At 65.4% G+C, this 18,462-nt stretch carries 14 protein-coding genes and 1 pseudogene; 8 read left to right on the plus strand and 7 right to left on the minus strand.

Annotation, left to right across the window (positions count from 1 at the left end):
• Nucleotides 1-102 precede the first annotated feature (102 nt).
• The 3 genes from QA635_RS28295 to QA635_RS28305 are packed head-to-tail and all read right to left on the minus strand — an operon-like array spanning nt 103 to nt 5,856.
• Entirely contained in the window at nt 103-3,540 is a 3,438-nt protein-coding gene (locus tag QA635_RS28295) for an error-prone DNA polymerase (protein WP_283062737.1), read from the minus strand.
• Complete coding sequence (locus QA635_RS28300) at nt 3,537-5,186, minus strand: Y-family DNA polymerase (RefSeq protein ID WP_283062739.1); 1,650 nt, start codon at nt 5,184-5,186, stop codon at nt 3,537-3,539. Before QA635_RS28300 ends, QA635_RS28295 begins: the two co-directional genes overlap by 4 nt.
• The gene (locus tag QA635_RS28305) at nt 5,077-5,856 is read right to left on the minus strand and encodes an ImuA family protein (protein ID WP_283062741.1); all 780 of its coding nucleotides are present in this window, start codon (nt 5,854-5,856) and stop codon (nt 5,077-5,079) included. The genes QA635_RS28300 and QA635_RS28305 overlap by 110 nt, the downstream gene beginning before the upstream one ends.
• A gap of 383 nt (nt 5,857-6,239) precedes the next feature.
• On the opposite strand from QA635_RS28305, the gene QA635_RS28310 reads away from it, so the two are divergent.
• A complete protein-coding gene (locus tag QA635_RS28310) occupies nt 6,240-7,688 on the plus strand; it encodes a UdgX family uracil-DNA binding protein (RefSeq protein ID WP_283062743.1) in 1,449 nt (482 codons plus the stop codon).
• Between the two features lie 534 nt (nt 7,689-8,222).
• The gene (locus tag QA635_RS28315; RefSeq protein WP_283062745.1) at nt 8,223-9,845 is read left to right on the plus strand and encodes an inorganic phosphate transporter; all 1,623 of its coding nucleotides are present in this window, start codon (nt 8,223-8,225) and stop codon (nt 9,843-9,845) included.
• A 91-nt stretch (nt 9,846-9,936) separates the two neighbouring features.
• Here the strand turns inward: QA635_RS28315 and QA635_RS28320 are convergent, their stop codons facing one another.
• Entirely contained in the window at nt 9,937-10,845 is a 909-nt protein-coding gene (locus QA635_RS28320) for a LysR family transcriptional regulator (RefSeq protein ID WP_283062746.1), read from the minus strand.
• Between the two features lie 138 nt (nt 10,846-10,983).
• Between QA635_RS28320 and QA635_RS28325 the strand changes: the two genes are divergently transcribed.
• Nucleotides 10,984-12,165 (plus strand): cytochrome P450, encoded by a 1,182-nt coding sequence (locus QA635_RS28325; protein ID WP_283062748.1) that lies wholly within the window; start codon nt 10,984-10,986, stop codon nt 12,163-12,165.
• A gap of 3 nt (nt 12,166-12,168) precedes the next feature.
• On the opposite strand, the gene QA635_RS28330 is transcribed toward QA635_RS28325, so the two are convergent.
• Nucleotides 12,169-13,341, minus strand: a complete 1,173-nt coding sequence (locus QA635_RS28330) for a M20 aminoacylase family protein (protein ID WP_283062750.1) — start codon at nt 13,339-13,341, stop codon at nt 12,169-12,171.
• Between the two features lie 262 nt (nt 13,342-13,603).
• Here QA635_RS28330 and QA635_RS28335 point away from each other — a divergent pair, with 262 nt between their 5' ends.
• Nucleotides 13,604-14,029: a hypothetical protein gene (locus QA635_RS28335; protein WP_283062752.1), complete on the plus strand. Its 426-nt coding sequence runs from the start codon at nt 13,604-13,606 to the stop codon at nt 14,027-14,029.
• A 43-nt stretch (nt 14,030-14,072) separates the two neighbouring features.
• Here QA635_RS28335 and QA635_RS28340 read toward each other — a convergent pair whose 3' ends face one another.
• A complete protein-coding gene (locus QA635_RS28340; RefSeq protein ID WP_283062753.1) occupies nt 14,073-14,699 on the minus strand; it encodes a pyridoxamine 5'-phosphate oxidase family protein in 627 nt (208 codons plus the stop codon).
• A gap of 164 nt (nt 14,700-14,863) precedes the next feature.
• Nucleotides 14,864-15,634: an IclR family transcriptional regulator domain-containing protein gene (locus tag QA635_RS28345; RefSeq protein ID WP_092079392.1), complete on the minus strand. Its 771-nt coding sequence runs from the start codon at nt 15,632-15,634 to the stop codon at nt 14,864-14,866.
• Nucleotides 15,635-15,804: 170 nt separating this feature from the next.
• Between QA635_RS28345 and QA635_RS28350 the strand changes: the two genes are divergently transcribed.
• The 4 genes and pseudogenes from QA635_RS28350 to QA635_RS28365 all read left to right on the plus strand — a co-directional run bounded on the left by QA635_RS28350 (nt 15,805) and on the right by QA635_RS28365 (nt 18,300).
• Complete coding sequence (locus QA635_RS28350) at nt 15,805-16,296, plus strand: MaoC family dehydratase (RefSeq protein ID WP_028331684.1); 492 nt, start codon at nt 15,805-15,807, stop codon at nt 16,294-16,296.
• An 11-nt stretch (nt 16,297-16,307) separates the two neighbouring features.
• A complete protein-coding gene (locus QA635_RS28355; protein ID WP_283062759.1) occupies nt 16,308-16,760 on the plus strand; it encodes a MaoC family dehydratase in 453 nt (150 codons plus the stop codon).
• A gap of 234 nt (nt 16,761-16,994) precedes the next feature.
• A pseudogene (locus tag QA635_RS28360) lies at nt 16,995-17,651 on the plus strand (MFS transporter); the annotation flags it as partial.
• A gap of 85 nt (nt 17,652-17,736) precedes the next feature.
• Entirely contained in the window at nt 17,737-18,300 is a 564-nt protein-coding gene (locus tag QA635_RS28365; protein WP_341850445.1) for an MFS transporter, read from the plus strand.
• Nucleotides 18,301-18,462 lie beyond the last annotated feature (162 nt).

The following is an 18,462-nucleotide window of genomic DNA, read 5'->3' on the forward strand; positions in this document are numbered from 1 at the left end:
GGCCCCGCTGGCAGTCGCGCGGAAAAAGCCGGGCCGTCGCCCTTCGAGACGGCCGCTCCGCGGCCTCCTCAGGGTGACGGTGAGAGAGCCGTCGCACGCGGTTCAATGGAAATCGCGGGACGGCGGCAGGATGCGGACGTTGCGCGGGTGGCGGATCTTTTGCGGCGAGTTGTCGCCGTGATCGCGGCGGTCGTCGTTGAGCGGCTCGATCAGCGCGGGGCCCGCCGGCACCGGATGCTTGCGGCTCAAGGCTTCATTGGCGAGGCCGATCAGATCGTGGGAGCGATCGGTCATGCGCTGCGCCACCAGATGCGTCACGCCCTCCGGGCTGCTCTGGATATAGCCCTCGACCAGGATCAGGCGCGCGCCCATCACCTCCTTGCGGTACTGCTCCATCACCTTCGGCCACACCACGATGTTGGCGATGCCGGTCTCGTCCTCCAGCGTCATGAACACGACGCCCTTGGCGCTGCCCGGCCGCTGCCGCACCAGCACGACGCCGGCACAGCGGACGCGGCGGCGGTCGTTGCTCTGGTTGATGGTGTGACAGGCGACGACGCGCTCCTTCGTGAAGGTGTCGCGCAAAAACTCCATCGGATGGCCCTTCAGCGACAGGCGAATGGTCTGATAGTCGGCGACCACCTGCTCCGGACGCGGCATCTCCGGCAGCGGCTTGGCGCCCTCATCCGGCTGCTCGCGTGCGGTGGCGGCCTCGAACAGCGGCAGCGGCACGTCGTCGGGCAGCCGCCGCACCGCCCACAGCGCCTCGCGGCGGTCGAGCCCGAGCGAGCGGAACGCATCGGCGTCAGCGAGCAGGATCAGCGCGCGCTTGGGCAGGCCGGTGTCGCGGGCGAAATCTTCCAGCGAGGTGAACGGCCGGCGGTTGCGCGCGGCGACGATGCGGTCGGCCCAGTCTGTCTCAACACCGTCATTCCGAGGATCGCGAAGCGAGAACCCGGAATCTCGAGATTCCGGGTCTGGTGCTAGCGCACCATCCCGGAATGACAGTTGAAGCTGTTTCAACTGCTCCTCGTCCTCATCCAGCCAGTGAAATCCGTCGATCTGGCGAAAGCCGAGCCGCACCGCGCAATGATCGCCGACCTTCTCCTCCAGCGTGTTCTGCGCAAAGCTGAAGGAGACATCGACCTCGCGCACCGTGACGCCGTTCTTGCGGGCGTCGCCGACGATCTGGGCCGGTGCATAGAAGCCCATCGGCTGCGAGTTGAGCAGGCCGCAGCAGAACGCATCGGGATGATGGTGCTTCAGCCATGAGGAGATGTAGACGAGTTGAGCGAAACTCGCGGCGTGGCTTTCCGGGAAGCCGTAACTGCCGAAGCCCTTGATCTGGTCGAAGCAGCTGCGGGCGAAGTCCGGATCGTAGCCGCGCGCCACCATGTTGCCGACCAGCTTCTCCTCGTAGCTGCCGATGGTACCGAGGTTGCGGAAGGTCGCCATCGAGCGGCGCAGGCCGTTGGCTTCCTCGGAGGTGAACTTTGCCGCCTCGATCGCGATCCGCATCGCCTGCTCCTGAAACAGCGGCACGCCGAGCGTCTTATGCAGCACGTTGTAGAGTTCGTCCTTGTCGCCCTGGTCGGGCGCCGGCGATGGATAAGTCACCCGCTCCTGCTTGTTACGCCGGCGCAGATAAGGATGCACCATGTCGCCCTGGATCGGACCGGGACGCACGATCGCGACCTCGATGACGAGATCGTAGAAGGTGCGCGGCCTCAGCCGCGGCAGCATATTCATTTGCGCCCGGCTCTCGACCTGGAACACGCCGAGCGACTCGCCGCGGCACAGCATGTCGTAGACTTCTTTTTCGTCCTGCGGGACGGTGGCGAGCTCCCAGTGCTCGCCCTTGTGGTCGGCGATCAGGTCGAAACATTTGCGGATGCAGGTCAGCATGCCGAGCGCCAGCACGTCGACCTTCATCATATGAAGCGCATCGACGTCGTCCTTGTCCCATTCGATGAAGGTGCGGTCGTCCATCGCGGCGTTGCCGATCGGCACATAGGTGTCGAGCCGGTCCTGGGTCAGCACATAGCCGCCGACATGCTGCGAGAGATGGCGCGGAAACTCGATCAGCTCAGTGGCGAGCTCGACTGCGAGGTTGATCATCGCATTTTTGGGATCGAGCCCGGCCTGGCGCACCTGCATGTCGTTGAGGCCCTTGCCCCAGCTGCCCCACACGGTGTCGGCGAGCGCCGCGGTGACATCCTCGGTCAACCCGAGCGCCTTGCCGACATCGCGGATCGCGCTGCGCGGGCGATAATGGATCACGGTGGCGATGATCGCGGCACGGTGGCGGCCGTAGCGGCGGTAGACATATTGCATCACCTCCTCGCGCCGCGAATGCTCGAAATCGACGTCGATGTCGGGCGGCTCCAGCCGCTCCTTGGAGATGAAACGTTCGAACAACAGATCGACCTTGGTCGGATCGACCGAGGTGACGCCGAGCACGAAGCAGACCGCGGAATTGGCCGCCGAGCCGCGCCCCTGGCACAGAATGTTCTGGCTGCGCGCATAGTGCACGATGTCGTGCACGGTGAGGAAGTAATGCGCGTATTTCAGCTCGGCGATCAGCGCGAGCTCCTTGTTCAGAGTGGTGCGAAGCTTTTCGTCGATCTCGCCGCCGAAATATTTGTCGACACCGGCCCAGGTCAGGTCTTCCAGATGCTGCTGCGCGGTCTTGCCCGGCGGCACCGGCTCGTCGGGATACTGATATTTGAGCTGGTCGAGCGAGAAAGAGATGCGCGTAGCAAAGCGCATGGTTTCCGCGATCGCGTCAGGCAGATCGCGAAACAACCTGACCATTTCATGCGCCGGCTTGAGATGCCGCTCGGCATTGGCCTCGAGCCTGCGGCCGACCGCCTCGATCGTGGTCTTTTCGCGGATGCAGGTCAGCACATCCTGCAGCGGACGGCGCGCCGGATGGTGATAGAGCACCTCGTTGGTGGCGATGAGCGGCACGCCGGCGTCAGTGGCGAGGCCATGCAGCCGCGCGAGGCGGCGCCTGTCGTCGCCGCGATAGAGCAGGCTTGCGGCGAGCCAGACGCCGTCGGCGGCGCTTGCCTTCAGTTGCGCAAGGATATCGAGCGCATCGGTAGCCTCGAACCGATGCGGCAGCGCCAGCACCAAAAGCTGGCCTTCGGCGAAGTCGAGGAGGTCGGCGAGCTTCAGATGGCACTCGCCTTTCTCGATCCGCACGATGTCGTCGCCGCGCTTGCCGCGGGTCAGGAGCTGGCACAGCCGGCCATAGGCGGCGCGATCGCGCGGATAGACCAGGATGTCGGGCGTAGAGTCGATGAAGACGATGCGGGCGCCGATCAAGAGCTTTGGCGGATGGGCGACCTTCTCGCTGTCGAGCTCCTTCCAGGCGCGCACCACGCCGGCCAGCGTGTTGTGATCGGCGAGCCCGATCACGGGAATCCCGAGTTCGCTCGCCTGATGCACATAGGCGCGCGGATCGGAACCGCCGCGCAGGAAGGAGAAATTGCTGGTGATGCCGATCTCGGCATAGTCGGGTGGAGGTGTGCTCATGCGAACAGCCCATGCACATACCAGTTGGCCGGAACGGGCTTGCCCTCCTCGTCCCGCAGCTCGCTCTCGTAGAGGCCGTCGCGAAAGATCCAGAAGCGCTGGCCCTCGGCGTCCTCGACGCGGAAATAATCGCGCGTCAGCGACGCGCCGTCCTGCTTCCACCATTCCATCGCGATGCGCTCGGGACCCTCGACCCGCACCACCTCGTGCTGCGCGCGCCGCCAGGTGAATTGATGCGGCGGACCGTCGGGCACGGTCGCGAACGGCACCTTGATCGGTTCGGGCCGCTCGAACAGCCTGAGCGGACGCAGCGGCGGTTCGCCGGCGACGCGCTCCGGCCAGGCGGCGGCGCTGGCCGCGGCCAGATGATGCTGCGCCGGCAGCGCGAGCGCCGATCGTTCGGGGATGTGGCTTTCCAGTGGCAGATGCACGACGACGCGTTTTCCGCCGATGCGCGCGGCGATGCGATCGATCAGCGCCGAGAGCTCGTCATTGTCGTGTATGGTGGCGTCGAGATCGCGCTGCTGCTGCACCACGATCTCGGTGCGGCCGGCAGCGAGGCGAATAAGATCGAAGCCGAAGCCGGGATCGAGCGGATCGTTCAGCGCATCGAGCCGCTCGCGGAACAGGCGGTCGATCATCTCGGGCCGCGTCACCGGACGCCCGGTCTCGACCATGATCGCGCGCACCGCGCCGTCAGTGCGGAAGAAGCTCGCCTCCAGCTGCCGGGCGCCCTTGCCCTGCTTGTCCATCGCCGCAACCAGCATCTTGGCGAGGCTTGAGAGCGTTAGCGCGATCACGGTGTCGGTCGCGATCGGCTCGGGGAAACGCTTCTCGACGATGTAATCGGGCAGCGGCTTGCGCGGGCTGATCGGGGCATCGCCCTGCCCGAGCGCGTGGCTGAGCAAGGTGGTGAAGGCCGCACCGAACCGCGCCGAGATTTCATGCGGCGCGCGCGAGGCGACATCGCCGATGGTCTTCAAGCCGGCGCGGCGCAGGCCGGTGGTGACAGCGGCATCGGCACCGAGCGCCGACACCGGCAGCGGGCCGACCGCCGCCGCTTCCTCGCCATCGGCGACAATCTTGCCCGAGGCGGTGCGCGTCAGCGTACGCGCCGCGATCGAGGTGCTGGCAATCGCCGCGCTGACGGCAAAGCCGCGCCGGCTCAGCGCCCCCGTCACGGTCTGCAGCAGCGCGCGCTCGCCGCCGAACAGATGCGCGCAGCCGGTGATGTCGAGAAACAGCCCGTAAGGCAGATCGAGCGCGACCAGCGGCGTGAAGCGATCGCACCAGTCGGCGATGTCGTTCAGCGTCTTCAGATCGGAAGCGGGATCGGCATCATAGACCGTGAGCTCCGGACAGATCGCCCGCGCATTGGCGAGCGGCAGCCCGATCGACAGCCCGGCGCGCACCGCGGCCTCGTCGATCGCGTGCAGCAGGATGGCGTTGTGGTCTTTTGCGACGACGACGCTGGGGAGTTCTGCTTTCTTCGCCTCTCCCGCTTGCGGGAGAGGGAGCCCTGCCACCTCCCGTGCATCAACTTGCGAGGCGATGTCCTGCGCGAGCTTGCGTTTGATGCGGTCGATGGGCAGGCGTGGCAGCCACAGGCTGAGGATACGCCGACGGTTCACTGAATTGGCACTCATCACATTTCCATTCCATGATCCATCGCCCGACCGGGCCATGACGATTGCGCACGAGTTCGGCCTCGAAGCGCGGCGTGCCCCACACCCTCGCGGCATTGCCCGGCGGCGAATGCGCCGCGCGCACGATCCAGCGCGTCTCCGCGGTCGAGGGGATCGGAGTTGCCGCGATCCGCAGCACCAGCGCGGTGACGCCGGAGGCTTGCGCGGCCAGGGTCAGTTTGCGGCTGGCGACGAGATCAAGCTGGCGCGCCTGGCCCCAGACCTCGAGCACGACCGCGCCGAGCGCATCGCAGGCGAGCGCGTCGGCCGCGGTGCGCAAACCGCTGTCGACATCGGCGGCGCGCACCGTGACCAAGAGGCGCGGATCGAGGCCGAGCTCGGCAAGCCCGCGCATCGACAGCGCGCCGTTTTCGCGATCGGAAAAATCCTGCCGCACCCAGACCAGCGGCTTGCGCGCCGACAGCCGTCCGGCGAGCCCCGCAATGAAGCCGGTCGCCGCGCCGCCCTGATGGCCGGCTGCGAACACCTCGTGCAATGTTGCCGGCGCAAGCCCGCCGCGCAGCATCGCATCCGCGCCGGCGTGGCCGAGCGCGACGCGGTTCGGCATCGCCGCATCCGATGGCGCCTCGATGCGCGCGATGCTGCCGCGCAGAGACGCAAGCGTCCCCATGCGTGCGGCGGCGCATGATCCGCCAAAGTGTGAGCGGTTTGGCGACAAGATCATGCGCCTTTCTTAAAAAAGAGGAGCGCGATCGGACGCAAAACCGGCGACCACTTTTGCTGATCGCGCTCCGGCATATGCGCCGCTCCTTCCAACCAAAATTTGAGGCCGTCACTGGTCTGAACAGAGAACCAGGGACTGGCTCATTTGTTCATGATATGTTCTAATATAAAGCTAACAGGGCCCGCGGAGTCAATCGGATTGGTGAGCTCATTGATTCATGAGTGGAATCAATGGGATTCAGCAGCCGCCGACCGGACGGGCCCTGATCTTCCGCAGTGTTAGCCACGCAGGCCCCGAAAATGGCGGCGTGACGGAAACGGAGCAATCGCATGCGCATCATCGTGCTCGACAACGACACCGATTTCGAGGGCTGGCGCAAGGCCGCGCGGCGATTGGCGCTGAACGATGTGAAGCCCGCGGAGATCATGTGGACCGTACGCAGCGACGACGAATTGTCGTCGGCATCCTGCGTGAATGAATTGCCGGATACGCCGCAGGCGCGGTTCAATGTGTCGGCCAAATTCGTCGAGCTCGCAAAGGCCGCGATCCTGCATCGCAGTGACGAACGCTTTGCCCTGCTCTATCGCCTGCTGTGGCGGCTGCGCAGCCGTCACGATCTGCTCGGTGCGACCGATGATCCCGATGTCACCGAGGTCCACGCGATGGCGCGCGCGGTCTATGTCGATATCGACAGGATGCATGCGCATCTGCGCTTCCGCGAGATCGGCCGCGAGCGGACGGCGCATTACGTCGCATGGTTCGAGCCGGAGCATCGCATCGTCGAGCTTGCCGCGCCGTTCTTCGCCGGCCGCTTCGCCGACATGCCGTGGTCGATCCTGACCCCCGACGTCTGCGCACATTGGGACGGGCACGCGATCTCGATCACGCCGGGCGTCGCCAAATCCGAAGTGCCGACCGAGGACCGGCTCGAGGAGGCCTGGCGGCGTCACGACAACGGCCGCTTCAATCCCGCACGGCTGAAAGTGATGGAGATGCCGCAAGCCTATTGGAGGAACCTGCCCGAGGACTCGATCATTAAGCCTCTGATCGAAGACGCAATGCGCATGACCAGCGGCCCCTTCATCGCACGCAAGGCGGCCGAGCCGCAGAAGCGGCAGGATACGCCGATGCCCCGCAAGCAAGTTCAAGGCAAGCAAGTTCAAGACAGGCAAGCTCACGACACGATCGCGGCCTTGCGCGAGGAGGCCGCCGATTGCCGCGCCTGCCCGCTATGGAAAGACGCAACCCAGACCGTGTTCGGCGAGGGACCGCAGAGCGCAACGCTGATGCTGGTCGGCGAGCAGCCCGGCGACAAGGAAGATCTCGCAGGCCACCCCTTCGTCGGACCGGCCGGCCAGATGCTCGATCGCGCGCTGCAGGAAGCCGGCATCGATCGTCGCAAGGTCTATGTCACCAACGCAGTGAAGCACTTCAAATTCGTGCCGCGCGGCAAGATCCGGCTGCACCAGAAGCCGAGCACACCGGAGATCCGCGCCTGCCGCCAGTGGTATGAGCGCGAGCTCGCCACCATCAAGCCGGACCTCGTGATGGCGCTCGGCGCCACCGCGGCGCAGAGCGTGCTCGGCAAGATCACGCCGATCAACAAGAACCGCGGCCATCTGATCGACCACGACGGAACCAAGGTGCTCGTCACTGTGCACCCGTCCTATCTGTTGCGGCTGCCGGATGAAAAAGCCAAGGCGCTGGAATATCAGCGCTTTATCGACGACCTGAAAATCGCCGCACATCAGTTGCGCAGATCAGCCGATGCAGCGTGAGTTCCGCAAAACCGACGGAACCTGAGGAACCACATCGCAACGAGAAATTGTTCTAAGCTGCGGACAAATACCTACAACCTTGAATTGATCCGTGGTAAGGTAGCGTGTTCCGCAGGTATCGGGCGTCATGTTCACGCCATGACGTACCCTGAGGCGGGCGCGCTGCGCGGTTTGCTAGCCCCGATCGTGCGGCGCGCCACCTCATCTCTCAATCCCCCTCCGTCATTTCGCAACCTTTCACTCGCAGGCGTCCGCCGAATTCTCCGGCTGCCCGGCCGGCCGGATGCCAGTGTGATGTCCTCCGCACATTGTCTCGTCCTGCGAAACGCAGGCCACAGCTTTCCGTCGCGATCCGCGATCCTTGTTGCTGAAGATTGCCACGAGGCCGCGAAGCCACGTGCGCGCTCAATGCGTTGCACAAAACTTCGGCTCGATGTCCACCGCCACGGGAGACCGGCGCGGCTCGCGGGCCGGATTTCAATTGCTTGTCATATGCATCGATCAAAATCGGGAGCATTGGGACAGGAGTTTACCATGAGCGATATGGCGTTACCCGGCTCGATCGAGCCCGCCCTGAAAAAGGGTCCGGACCTCGACAAGGGCTTTCATCCTCTCACCGGGGTTATCTATTTGGGCGTGGTTGCGGCCGCGCTGCTGTTCGTTGCCTACAGCATCTATGCCGATGTCGACGCCACCGGCACGCGCATCACCTCGTTCCTGCCGTATATCCTGCTGTTCGTCGCGCTGCTGATCGCGCTCGGCTTCGAATTCGTCAACGGCTTCCATGACACCGCGAACGCGGTCGCCACCGTGATCTACACCCGCTCGCTGCCGGCGCATGTCGCCGTGGTGTGGTCGGGCATGTTCAACCTGATCGGCGTGCTGCTCTCCAGCGGCGCCGTCGCGTTCGGCATCGTCTCGCTGCTTCCGGTCGAACTGATCCTGCAGGTCGGCAGCAGTGCCGGCTTTGCCATGGTGTTCGCGCTCTTGATCGCCGCCATCATCTGGAATCTCGGCACCTGGTGGCTCGGCCTGCCGGCCTCGAGCTCGCACACCCTGATCGGTTCGATCATGGGCGTCGGCATCACCAACGCGCTGCTGCGCGGCCGTGACGGCACCTCGGGCGTCGACTGGTCGCAGGCGACCAACATCGCGAAGGCGCTGCTGCTGTCGCCGCTGTTCGGCTTCGCGCTCGCCGCCGGCCTGCTCTACCTCCTCAAGATCGCGCTGCAGCGCGCGACGCCGGCGCTATTCGGCGAACCGGTCGGCGACCAGCCGCCGCCGTGGTGGATCCGCGGCATCCTGATCCTGACCTGCACGCTGGTCAGCTTCTTCCACGGCTCCAACGACGGTCAGAAGGGCATGGGCCTGATCATGCTCATCCTGATCGGCACCGTGCCGACCGCCTATGCGCTGAACCGCGCAATGCCCTCGAGCCAGATCGAGCTGTTCACGGCGCACTCGACCGCGGCCAGCAAGGTCATCGAAGGCAAGGCCGCCGGTTACAACGTGATCGGCAATCCGCGCCCGGCTGTGACCAACTATGTCGCGCAGCACCAGATCAACGAAGGCACCTTTCCGTCGCTTGCGGTGCTGGTGCGCGACATCGGCCAGCAGGTTGCCCAGTATGGATCGCTGGCCAAGTTTCCGGCTGACGCGGTCGGCAACACCCGTAACGACATGTACCTGGCGTCCGAGGCGATCCGTTTCCTGATGAAGGACAAGGAAGCCGAGCTGACCGCTGCCGACATCGCCACGCTGAACGCGTACAAGGGCTCGCTCGATGCCGCGACGAAGTTCATCCCGAGCTGGGTGAAGTTCGCCGTCGCCATCGCGCTCGGCCTCGGCACCATGGTCGGCTGGAAGCGTATCGTCGTCACCGTCGGCGAGAAGATCGGCAAGACCCACCTGACCTACGCGCAGGGCGCCTGCGCCGAGATCACGGCGGCCGCGACGATCGCGGCGGCCGACGGCTACGGCCTGCCGGTCTCGACCACGCACGTGCTGTCGTCAGGCATCGCCGGCACCATGGCCGCCAACGGCTCCGGCCTGCAATGGGCCACGATCCGCAACATCGCGATGGCCTGGGCGCTGACGCTGCCGGCCGCGATGATCATCTCGGGCGTTCTCTACTACGTGTTCTACCACCTGTTCTGACGCCCCACGCTTTCGGCGCAGCAACGCGCCGGACAAAGGCCCGCACTCCGGTGCGGGCCTTTTGCTTTGGACCTGCAGCACGGCTCCTCGCTCAGGCGGCGCAGGCCTTCGCAACCTCGGCCAGCAGGCCCCGCGCCCATTTGTGCAGGCCGGATTTGGCGGTCCTGGCGCTCCAGTACATGTCGATCGAGATCGGCACGCGGAACGGCAGCGCAGCGACATGGAGGCCGCCGCGCATCGCCCGCGCCAGATGATGCGGGATGGTCGCAACGAGCCTGGTGCCTGTGATGATGCGCTCCAGACTGTCGTGGTTGGGCAGGCTGACCACTGGCTCGATCTCGATCTTCCTCGCCCTCAGCGCCGCGAGATAAAGCGGCTGCCACTCACCGCTATGGGTGATGAAGACATGCTCGGCCCTGGCATAGGCCGACAGCGCGATTCGGCCGCGCGCCAGCGGATTGGCCCGATCCATCACGCAGACATAGTGGTCGGTGAGGATATGGCGCCGGAAGAAGCTCTCGCCGACGACCCCGACCGGACCGAGCACGATGTCGCACTGGTTCTGCTTGAGATGGACGTCGCCGTGGCCCGCGGCATCGAGCAGGACGAGACGGACCCGCGGCGCACCGGCGCGCAGCCGCGTGCTGAACTGCGGGATCAGGGTCTGGCGTTCGTGATAGTTGCAGGAGATCGTCACGCTGCCCTGCGCCGTCGCCGGATCGAACTCCGCCGGTGAGGCAAGCCCGTCAATTTCGCCGATCATCTCTCGCGCCCAGGCGACCAGCGCCGCACAGCGCTCGGTCGCCGTCACGCCATTGCCGCTGCGGACGAACAGCGGGTCATGCAGCGCGCCGCGCAGCCGCTCGATCGCATAGCTGATGGTGGACTGATTGACGTCGAGCCGCTTGGCCGCGGCCGAGAACGACTGCAGGTCATAGACCAGCACAAGGGTCCGCAGAGTCCCGATGTCGACCGGATCGATCGAGGAATTGGCCGCCACGCTGCGCCTCCCGCATTGCTGGCGGCCTAGCCTAGCACAAGATCATGGAATATTTCGATGGGCTGGATCGATCCCATCGAATTGAGCGATCACGCACCCGAAGCTAGCCTTGGCGAAAAAGCGCTCCCGGGAGGACCAATGACCAGCGCCGTGCCTGTCGTCACCGATATCGCGTATCAGGATCTGCTCGACGACCCCTATCCGATCTTCCGCCGCCTGCGCGAGATCGCGCCGGCGGTCTTCGTCGCGCCCGCGAAGCTGACACTGGTGACGCGCTTCGACGACATCATGCGGATCGAGCGCGATCCCGCGACCTACTCGGCCGACAATCCGGCCTCGCTGGTCAACAAGGTGATGGGGCCGACCTTCATGCGCAAGGACGGCGCTGAACACGCGATCGGCCGCAAGGCGATCGAACCCTCGTTCCGACCGGCCACGATCAAGGAGCATTGGGCACCGAAATTCACCGCGATCGCAGAAAAGCTGATCGACGAGCTGGCCGCGAGCGACGGGGCCGATCTGTTCTCCGCCCTGGCCGCGCCGATGGCCTCACTCAGCCTGATGGCGATGATCGGCTTTCGCGCGATGCCGTGGCAGACCCTCGCCGAGTGGTCGCAGGCGCTGATCGACGGCGCCGGCAATTACGCCGCCGACGCCGAGATCGAGCGCAAGGCGATGCAGGCGAGCGCCGAGGTCGATGCCGCGATCGACGCGGTGCTCGACGATCACCGCCGCCAGCCGAATCCTTCGATCCTGTCCTCGATGATCAATGCCGATCCGCCGATGCCGATCGAGGGCATCCGCGCCAACATCAAGGTGATCATCGGCGGCGGCCTGAACGAGCCGCGCGACGCGATCCTGACGCTTGTGCTCGGCCTCCTGGAAAACCCGGCGCAGAAGGACGGCGTGCTGGCGAAGCCCGAGCTGTGGCCGGCCGCGCTCGAGGAAGCGGTGCGCTGGATCTCGCCGATCGGCATGTATCCGCGCCGCGTCACCCGCGATGTCGAGCTCTCCGGCACCACGCTGCCGCAAGACCTTCAGATCGGCCTCTGCGTCGGCGCCGCGAACCGCGACGGCAGCCGCTTCGCCGATCCCGATCGCTTCGACGTGACGCGGCCCAAGCAATCGCATCTGGGATTCGGCGCCGGACCGCATTTCTGCGCCGGCACCTGGGTGTCGCGGCTCACCGTCGGCAAGATCGTGGCGCCGATGCTGTTCGCGCGCCTGCGCAATCTGCGCCTCCGCACGGAGGCGCCGCCGGTCGTGCGCGGCTGGGTGTTCCGCGGTCCGGTAACGCTGCCGGTCAGATGGGATGCGTGAGCCTCACGCCGCCAGTGCATTCTCGACGATCTTCACGAAATACGACGTGCCGAAGACGATCGCCTCGTCGTTGAAATTGTAGGCAGGGTGATGCAAGCCGGCGCTGTCGCCATTGCCGCAGAAGATGAAGGCGCCGGGTCGCGCTTCCAGCATGTAGGAAAAATCCTCGGCGCCCATCAGCGGCGGCATTTCGTGCACGTTGGACGCGCCCGCGACCTCGCGCGCGATGCGGCTCGCGAATTCGGTCTGCGCCTCATGGTTGACGGTGACCGGGTAGCCGCGCTCATAGGTGAGATCGATCTTCGCGCCGGTCATCTTCGCAACGCCGTCGACCACCTCGCGCACGCGCTTCTCGATGAGGTCGCGCACCTCGCGGGTCAGGGTGCGCACGGTGCCGCGCAACTCCGCGGTCTGCGGGATCACGTTGCGGGCGTTGCCGGCGTGGAATTCGCACATCGAGATCACGGCGGAGTCGAGCGGATCGACGGTGCGCGCGACGATCTGCTGCAAGGCGGTGACGAGCTGCGCGCCGACCAGCACGGAATCGATGCATTTGTGCGGACGCGCGGCGTGGCCGCCGAGCCCTTCGATCTTGACGTCGATCGCATCGGTCGCGGCCATGATCGGTCCGGTGCGGATCGCGAACGAGCCGATCGGAATCCCCGGACCGTTGTGCATGCCGTAGACCTGCTCGATGCCGAAGCGGTCCATCAGGCCGTCCTTGATCATCGCGGCGGCACCCGCTCCGCCCTCCTCGGCCGGCTGGAAGATCACGACCGCGTCGCCGGCGAAATTGCGCGTCTCGGCCAGATAGCGCGCGGCGCCGAGCAGCATCGCGGTGTGGCCGTCATGGCCGCAGGCGTGCATCTTGCCCGGCGTCTTCGAGGCGTAGGGCAAATTGGTCTGTTCGTGAATCGGCAGCGCATCCATGTCGGCGCGCAGGCCGATCACCTTGACGTCGCCCTTGGCCGGCCCTTTCTTGCCCTTGATGACCCCGACCACGCCGGTCTTGCCGAGCCCGGTCGCGACCTCGTCGCAACCGAACTCGCGCAACCGGTCGGCGACGAATGATGCCGTGCGGTGCACATCATAGAGCAGCTCGGGGTTTTCATGGATGTCGCGGCGCCAGGCCTGGATATCGGGTTGCAGATCGGCGACGCGGTTCACGATGGGCATGAGAATTCTGGCCTCAGAGGTTGGACGTAGGTCATCTCTAGCATGCAAGAGCCGGTCCACCCAAACAGATGTGGCATGCTCGCGGCTGGGGCCTGCATTCGCAAACGGGATGCGGGCCGTCCCTCGCTGGACTTTGCGCGGACCTCGGGCCTGATATCATCGCATCCGACCAAAGCATAATAGTGCGGGACATATCCCGCACGGATACTACCCCAGGTTCTCCGCACCGAAATCCTCTCGCCTTCCAACACGGAGCGGCTGCATGACGCCGGATCAAGCGGTCCTGTTTTCCACCATCATCCTGCTGGTGCCGATGGGATACTTCCTGCTGGCCGCGCCGGCGTTCTTGCTTGTGAAGCTCGACGTCCCGCCGGTCACCCGGCTGCTGCGCGGCATGTTCAATGCCTACTTCCTCGTGCTCACTGTCTCGGGCGTGATCGGCATGCTCGCCTTTGCCGCGGCCGGCCGGTTCGCCGTTGCGCTTGGCATCGCCTCGATCGCAGGGTTCGCGGTGCTGGCGCGGCAGTGGTTTCTGCGGCGGCTCGATGCCGAGGCGGACGCGAGAGACGCCGGCGATCCGACCGCGGTGCGGCGGCTGCGCCAGCTGCATTGGGGCGGCATGCTGTGCAACGCGGTGCAGGTGTTCGCTCTGGTCGGCAGCATTCCCTACATGGCGCCGCTGCCCTGATCGCGGCTTGCTCGCTCGTCCGGATGCGGTTCCCGGCTGTCCGCTATGCGTCACGTTTCCGATGCGGATCGTATTTCGAGAGGACGTCCCTGAGGTAATCCCGGCTTTTCCATTCCGGAGCGGGCGGCTCGTACCCGGGCCGAGGCACGTACAGATTCGCCGGTACGTCCGCTGAGGCGCCCATCAGGTCCGGAACGTAGCGCGGGCAATTTGGAAAGATCTCGCATTTGACGCGCACGACGACCTTCGCGCCATGATGCCCGGCAAGCACTTCGGCGCTGTCGTGGATCGTTGCCTTTCCTCGGATGCGCGTGCGAAACGTCTTGCCGTCGAGCCGTACAAACAACAATCCGACGTTCGGGTTGCGGTGAATATTGCCGAGCGTGCGGTACATGTTGTTGCCGTCGTACTCGGGGAATTCAAGCGTATCAGGCCCGGTGATCCTCACGAAGCCGGGATCGCCGGAACGCATCGAGCAATCGACGTTGTCCTGATAGCTGGTCGCGATGAAAAAGAAGCGCGTCTCCTCGATGAGCTTGCGGTCCTGTTCCCAGAACTCGAAGTGGAGGCGATGCTTCTCGAGGCCGTCGGCGACACGCCGACCGTCGAAGCGGTCCTGCAACTCACGCATTCCGTCGTGATAGAAAGGGGCGCGGACTGGGTCGGCCACGGCAATCCTCCGGCAAGTTGAGCAATCGATCTGCACTTTGACGTGGCCGCGATTTTCCTTGGCAGTTCACCCGGCCAGCAAGGCGAAAGACTATTCATTCGGCATGGGCGTGGAAAGCCATCCAAGTCCGGAGCGGGTGAAAAGGCGTCGATAACGGCCGTCCCCTACCCTGATGTCAGCATCTGGCTGCGGATCTCCTGCGCGGTGCGGCGCAGCGGCAGCAGGAACTTCTTGCGCGCGCCGGCTTCGCTCACCGTTCCCGAGATCGTGTTGACGCTGAGCGCGGCGACCACCGCGCCCGCGGGATCGCGCAACGGCACCGCGATGCCGCAGATCGCCGGATCGAGCTCGCCATCGACCCAGGCATAGCCGTCGCTCTCGACGCGCGCGAGCAACTCGCCGAGACGCTCCGGATCGGTGACCGTGCGCGGCGTGACCTGCTTGAAGCCCCCGGTCGCGAGATAGGCTTCGCGGGTGCCGGGCGGCAGCGCCGCGAGCATGACGCGGCCGAGCGAGACCAGATGCGCGGGCAGCCGGCTGCCGACGCCGAGATTGGCGGAAAGAATCCGTCGCGCCGGCAGCCTTAGCGCATAGACGATCTCATCCTCGTCGAGCACCGCCATCGCGCAGGACTCGCCGATTTCGTTGCGCAGGTTTTCCAGCGCACGCTGCGCATGACCCCAGTATGGCAGCGCGTTGAGATAGGACAGGCCGAGCCCGAGCGCGCGCGGCCGCAGGCTGAAATAGCGTCCGTCGGAGGCGCAATATTTCAGCGCGACCAGGGTCGCAAGGATACGCCGCGCGGTGGCGCGGTTGAGGCCGGCAGTATCGGCGGCCTCCGCCAGCGTGTGCCGCCCCGGCGGCTTGCCGAGTGCCTCGATGATCGAGAAGCCGCGCGCAATCGCGCGCACGAAGCCGTCACTCTCTTTGCTCATGGCGGGCGCCCAGCTGGTTCCGTCATCGCGCTCACGACATCGCAGCCCGCATGGCTGCCTGCACATGACGCGGCCCTGCGCGCTTGTCAGGGGCTCCTGACCGCGCTAGCGTCAATTCATAGAGCGAATGAATTGTTCGCCTGGCGAACTCACTAGCAGGAGGATGCACGATGGCGCAAGCAGAAAGTTCTGCGGCCACCCCGTTCGAAACCGATTTCTGGAAAGACGCGAAGCTGCGCAAGGTGTGGGACGACATCGTCCCCGGCGAGCCGCGCAAGACGCTGCCCTACAAGCTCACGCAGGAAGCGATCGCGCTGTACTGCCGCGCAGTCGGCGAGACCAATCCGCTCTATCTTGACGAAGCAGCTGCGAAGGCCGGGCCCTATGGCGGGCTGATCGCGCCGCCCGCGATCCATATCCTGCTGATGTTCGCCTGCACGCCGGCCGACGACTGGATGCGCTCACCGGGCACCGTCAATGCCGGACAGTCGTGGAGCTACAACATCCCGGCCCGCCCCGGCGACACCATCACCCTGCAGGCTCGAGCGCTCGACAAGTTCATCAAGCGCGAGCGGCTGTTCGTGGTGCACGACAACGTCTTCTTCAACCAGCATGGCGACGTGATCTGCTCGGGTCGCGGCCAGACCATCCGTCCGATGTAAGGAGGATCACCATGACCACGGCGAATTTCGAATCTCTCAAGGCCGGCGACACCATCGACGGCCCGGCATTCGCGGTTTCGCGCGAATCGATCCGCCTGTTCTGCGATGCATCGCTCGACTACAACCCGCTGCATCTCGACGACAACTACATGAAGGGCGATTTCGGCAAGACCAATTTCGGCGGCATCATCATGCACGGCATGAACAATTTCGGCCTGATCTCGCGCATGCTGACCGACTGGGCAACGCCTGCCGGCGCGATCCATCGCAGGCTCGAGACGCGCTGGCTGAAGCCGGTGAAGCCCGGCGACACCATCCGCCCGGCCGGCACCATCAAAGCCAAGCAAACGACCGCGAACTCGCGCTGGGTGCTGGTTGACGTCGCCGTACAGAACCAGCGCGGCGAGACGGTCGCGGCCGGCGAAGCGATGCTGGAGTTTCCGCCGAACGCGAAAGCGGGGTAGCCGCCTGCACTCGATCGGAGCAACGGGCTCCACTTACCTCGCCCCGCCTGCGGGGAGAGGTCGGAATGCATCGCTAGATGCATTCCGAGTGAGGGGTCGCCTCCGCGAGGGTTGCTGTCACCGTCTATGGGGAGACGCCCCTCACGCCAACCCTCTCCCCGTAAGAACGGGGCGAGGGAGCCTACCGCCGTCGCGGCACCAACAAACAATCAATAACCATTCGAGGAGACTTTCATGCAGGATGCGGCCCATTCGCGGCTCTATGGACGGATCGCCTGGCGCCTGATCCCGTTCCTGCTGGCGTGCTACACGGTTGCGATCATCGACCGCTTCAACATCGGCTTTGCCAAGCTGCAGTTCCTGCACGACCTGCAGATCGACGACGCGGTGTTCGGGCTTGCCGCCGGCATCTTCTCGGTCGGCTATGTCGCGCTCGAAGTGCCGAGCAATCTCCTGCTGGTCAAGGTCGGTGTCCGCAAGACGCTGCTGCGGATCATGGTACTGTGGGGCGCAGTCACCGTGCTGCTCGCGCTGGTGCAGAACCAGTATCACCTCTATCTGCTACGCTTCCTGCTAGGCGCCGCCGAGGGCGGCTTCTTCCCCGGCATCCTGTATTATCTGACGCTGTGGTTCCCGGATCGCGTGCGCGGCCGCATGACGAGCCTCTTCGTGATGGCGGTGCCGCTCGGCGGCGTCATCGCGGGTCCCTTGTCGGGCCTGATCATGGATCACATGCAGGGCGTCCATGGCCTGCATGGCTGGCAGTGGCTGTTCATCCTCGAAGGCGGCCCGGCCGTGCTGCTCGGCATCGCCGCCTATTTCTACCTCGCCGACGGACCGCAGGTCGCGAGCTGGCTGAGCGCCGACGAGCGGCGGCAGGTCGCAAGCGACCTCGCCCGCGACCGCGCCGCTGTTCCCGGCACCACGCGGAGCTTCGCGGCGGCGCTGCGCGAGCCGCGCGTCTCTGCTCTCCTTCATCTACTTCGCGTTCTTCTGCTCGCTCAACACCATCCTGTTGTGGACGCCGACGCTGCTGAAACGCGTCGGCGTGGCGACCACCACCGAGATCGGCTGGCTGAGCGGCGCGATCTCGGTTGCGTCCGCGATCGGCATGGTGGCGATCGGCTACAGTTCCGACCGCACACGGGAGCGGCGCTGGCACGTGGTCTGCTGCGGCCTCGTCGCGGCGGCCTGCTTCATCGCCTTGCAAGCCGCGCAAGACAGCGTGCTCCTGACCGTGACGCTGCTCGCCGTCGCCTCGATCGGTATCTTCGCGATCCTGTCGCTGTTCTGGACGATTCCGAACGCGATGCTGGAGGGCAGCGCCGCGGCCGGCGGCATCGCGCTGATCTCAGCGATCGGCTCGTTCGGCGGCGCGGTCTGCCCTGCCCTGATCGGCTGGATGACTGCCGCAACCGGGAGCATCTACGCACCGCTCGCCCTCGTCGGCGCCGTGCTCGGCATCGGCATGCTGACGCTGATCGTCTGTGTTCCCCGCGCGAGACATGAGGTCACACTGGCCGAACCGAGCCGCCCCTGATCATCCAGCGCACGCCCGGCATCCACTGCCGGGCTTGTCTCCACCGGCCGCGTCTGGATAGAACTCGGTCCTGACTCTGTCAGTACCGAGTTCTATTTTCTTGTATTGACGCGTTTTCTTCACGCGAACCGGGCTCCACTTCGCTCGAAAACGCTATAGAAG

This window comes from Bradyrhizobium brasilense (assembly GCF_029714345.1).
GTDB lineage: Bacteria > Pseudomonadota > Alphaproteobacteria > Rhizobiales > Xanthobacteraceae > Bradyrhizobium > Bradyrhizobium australafricanum.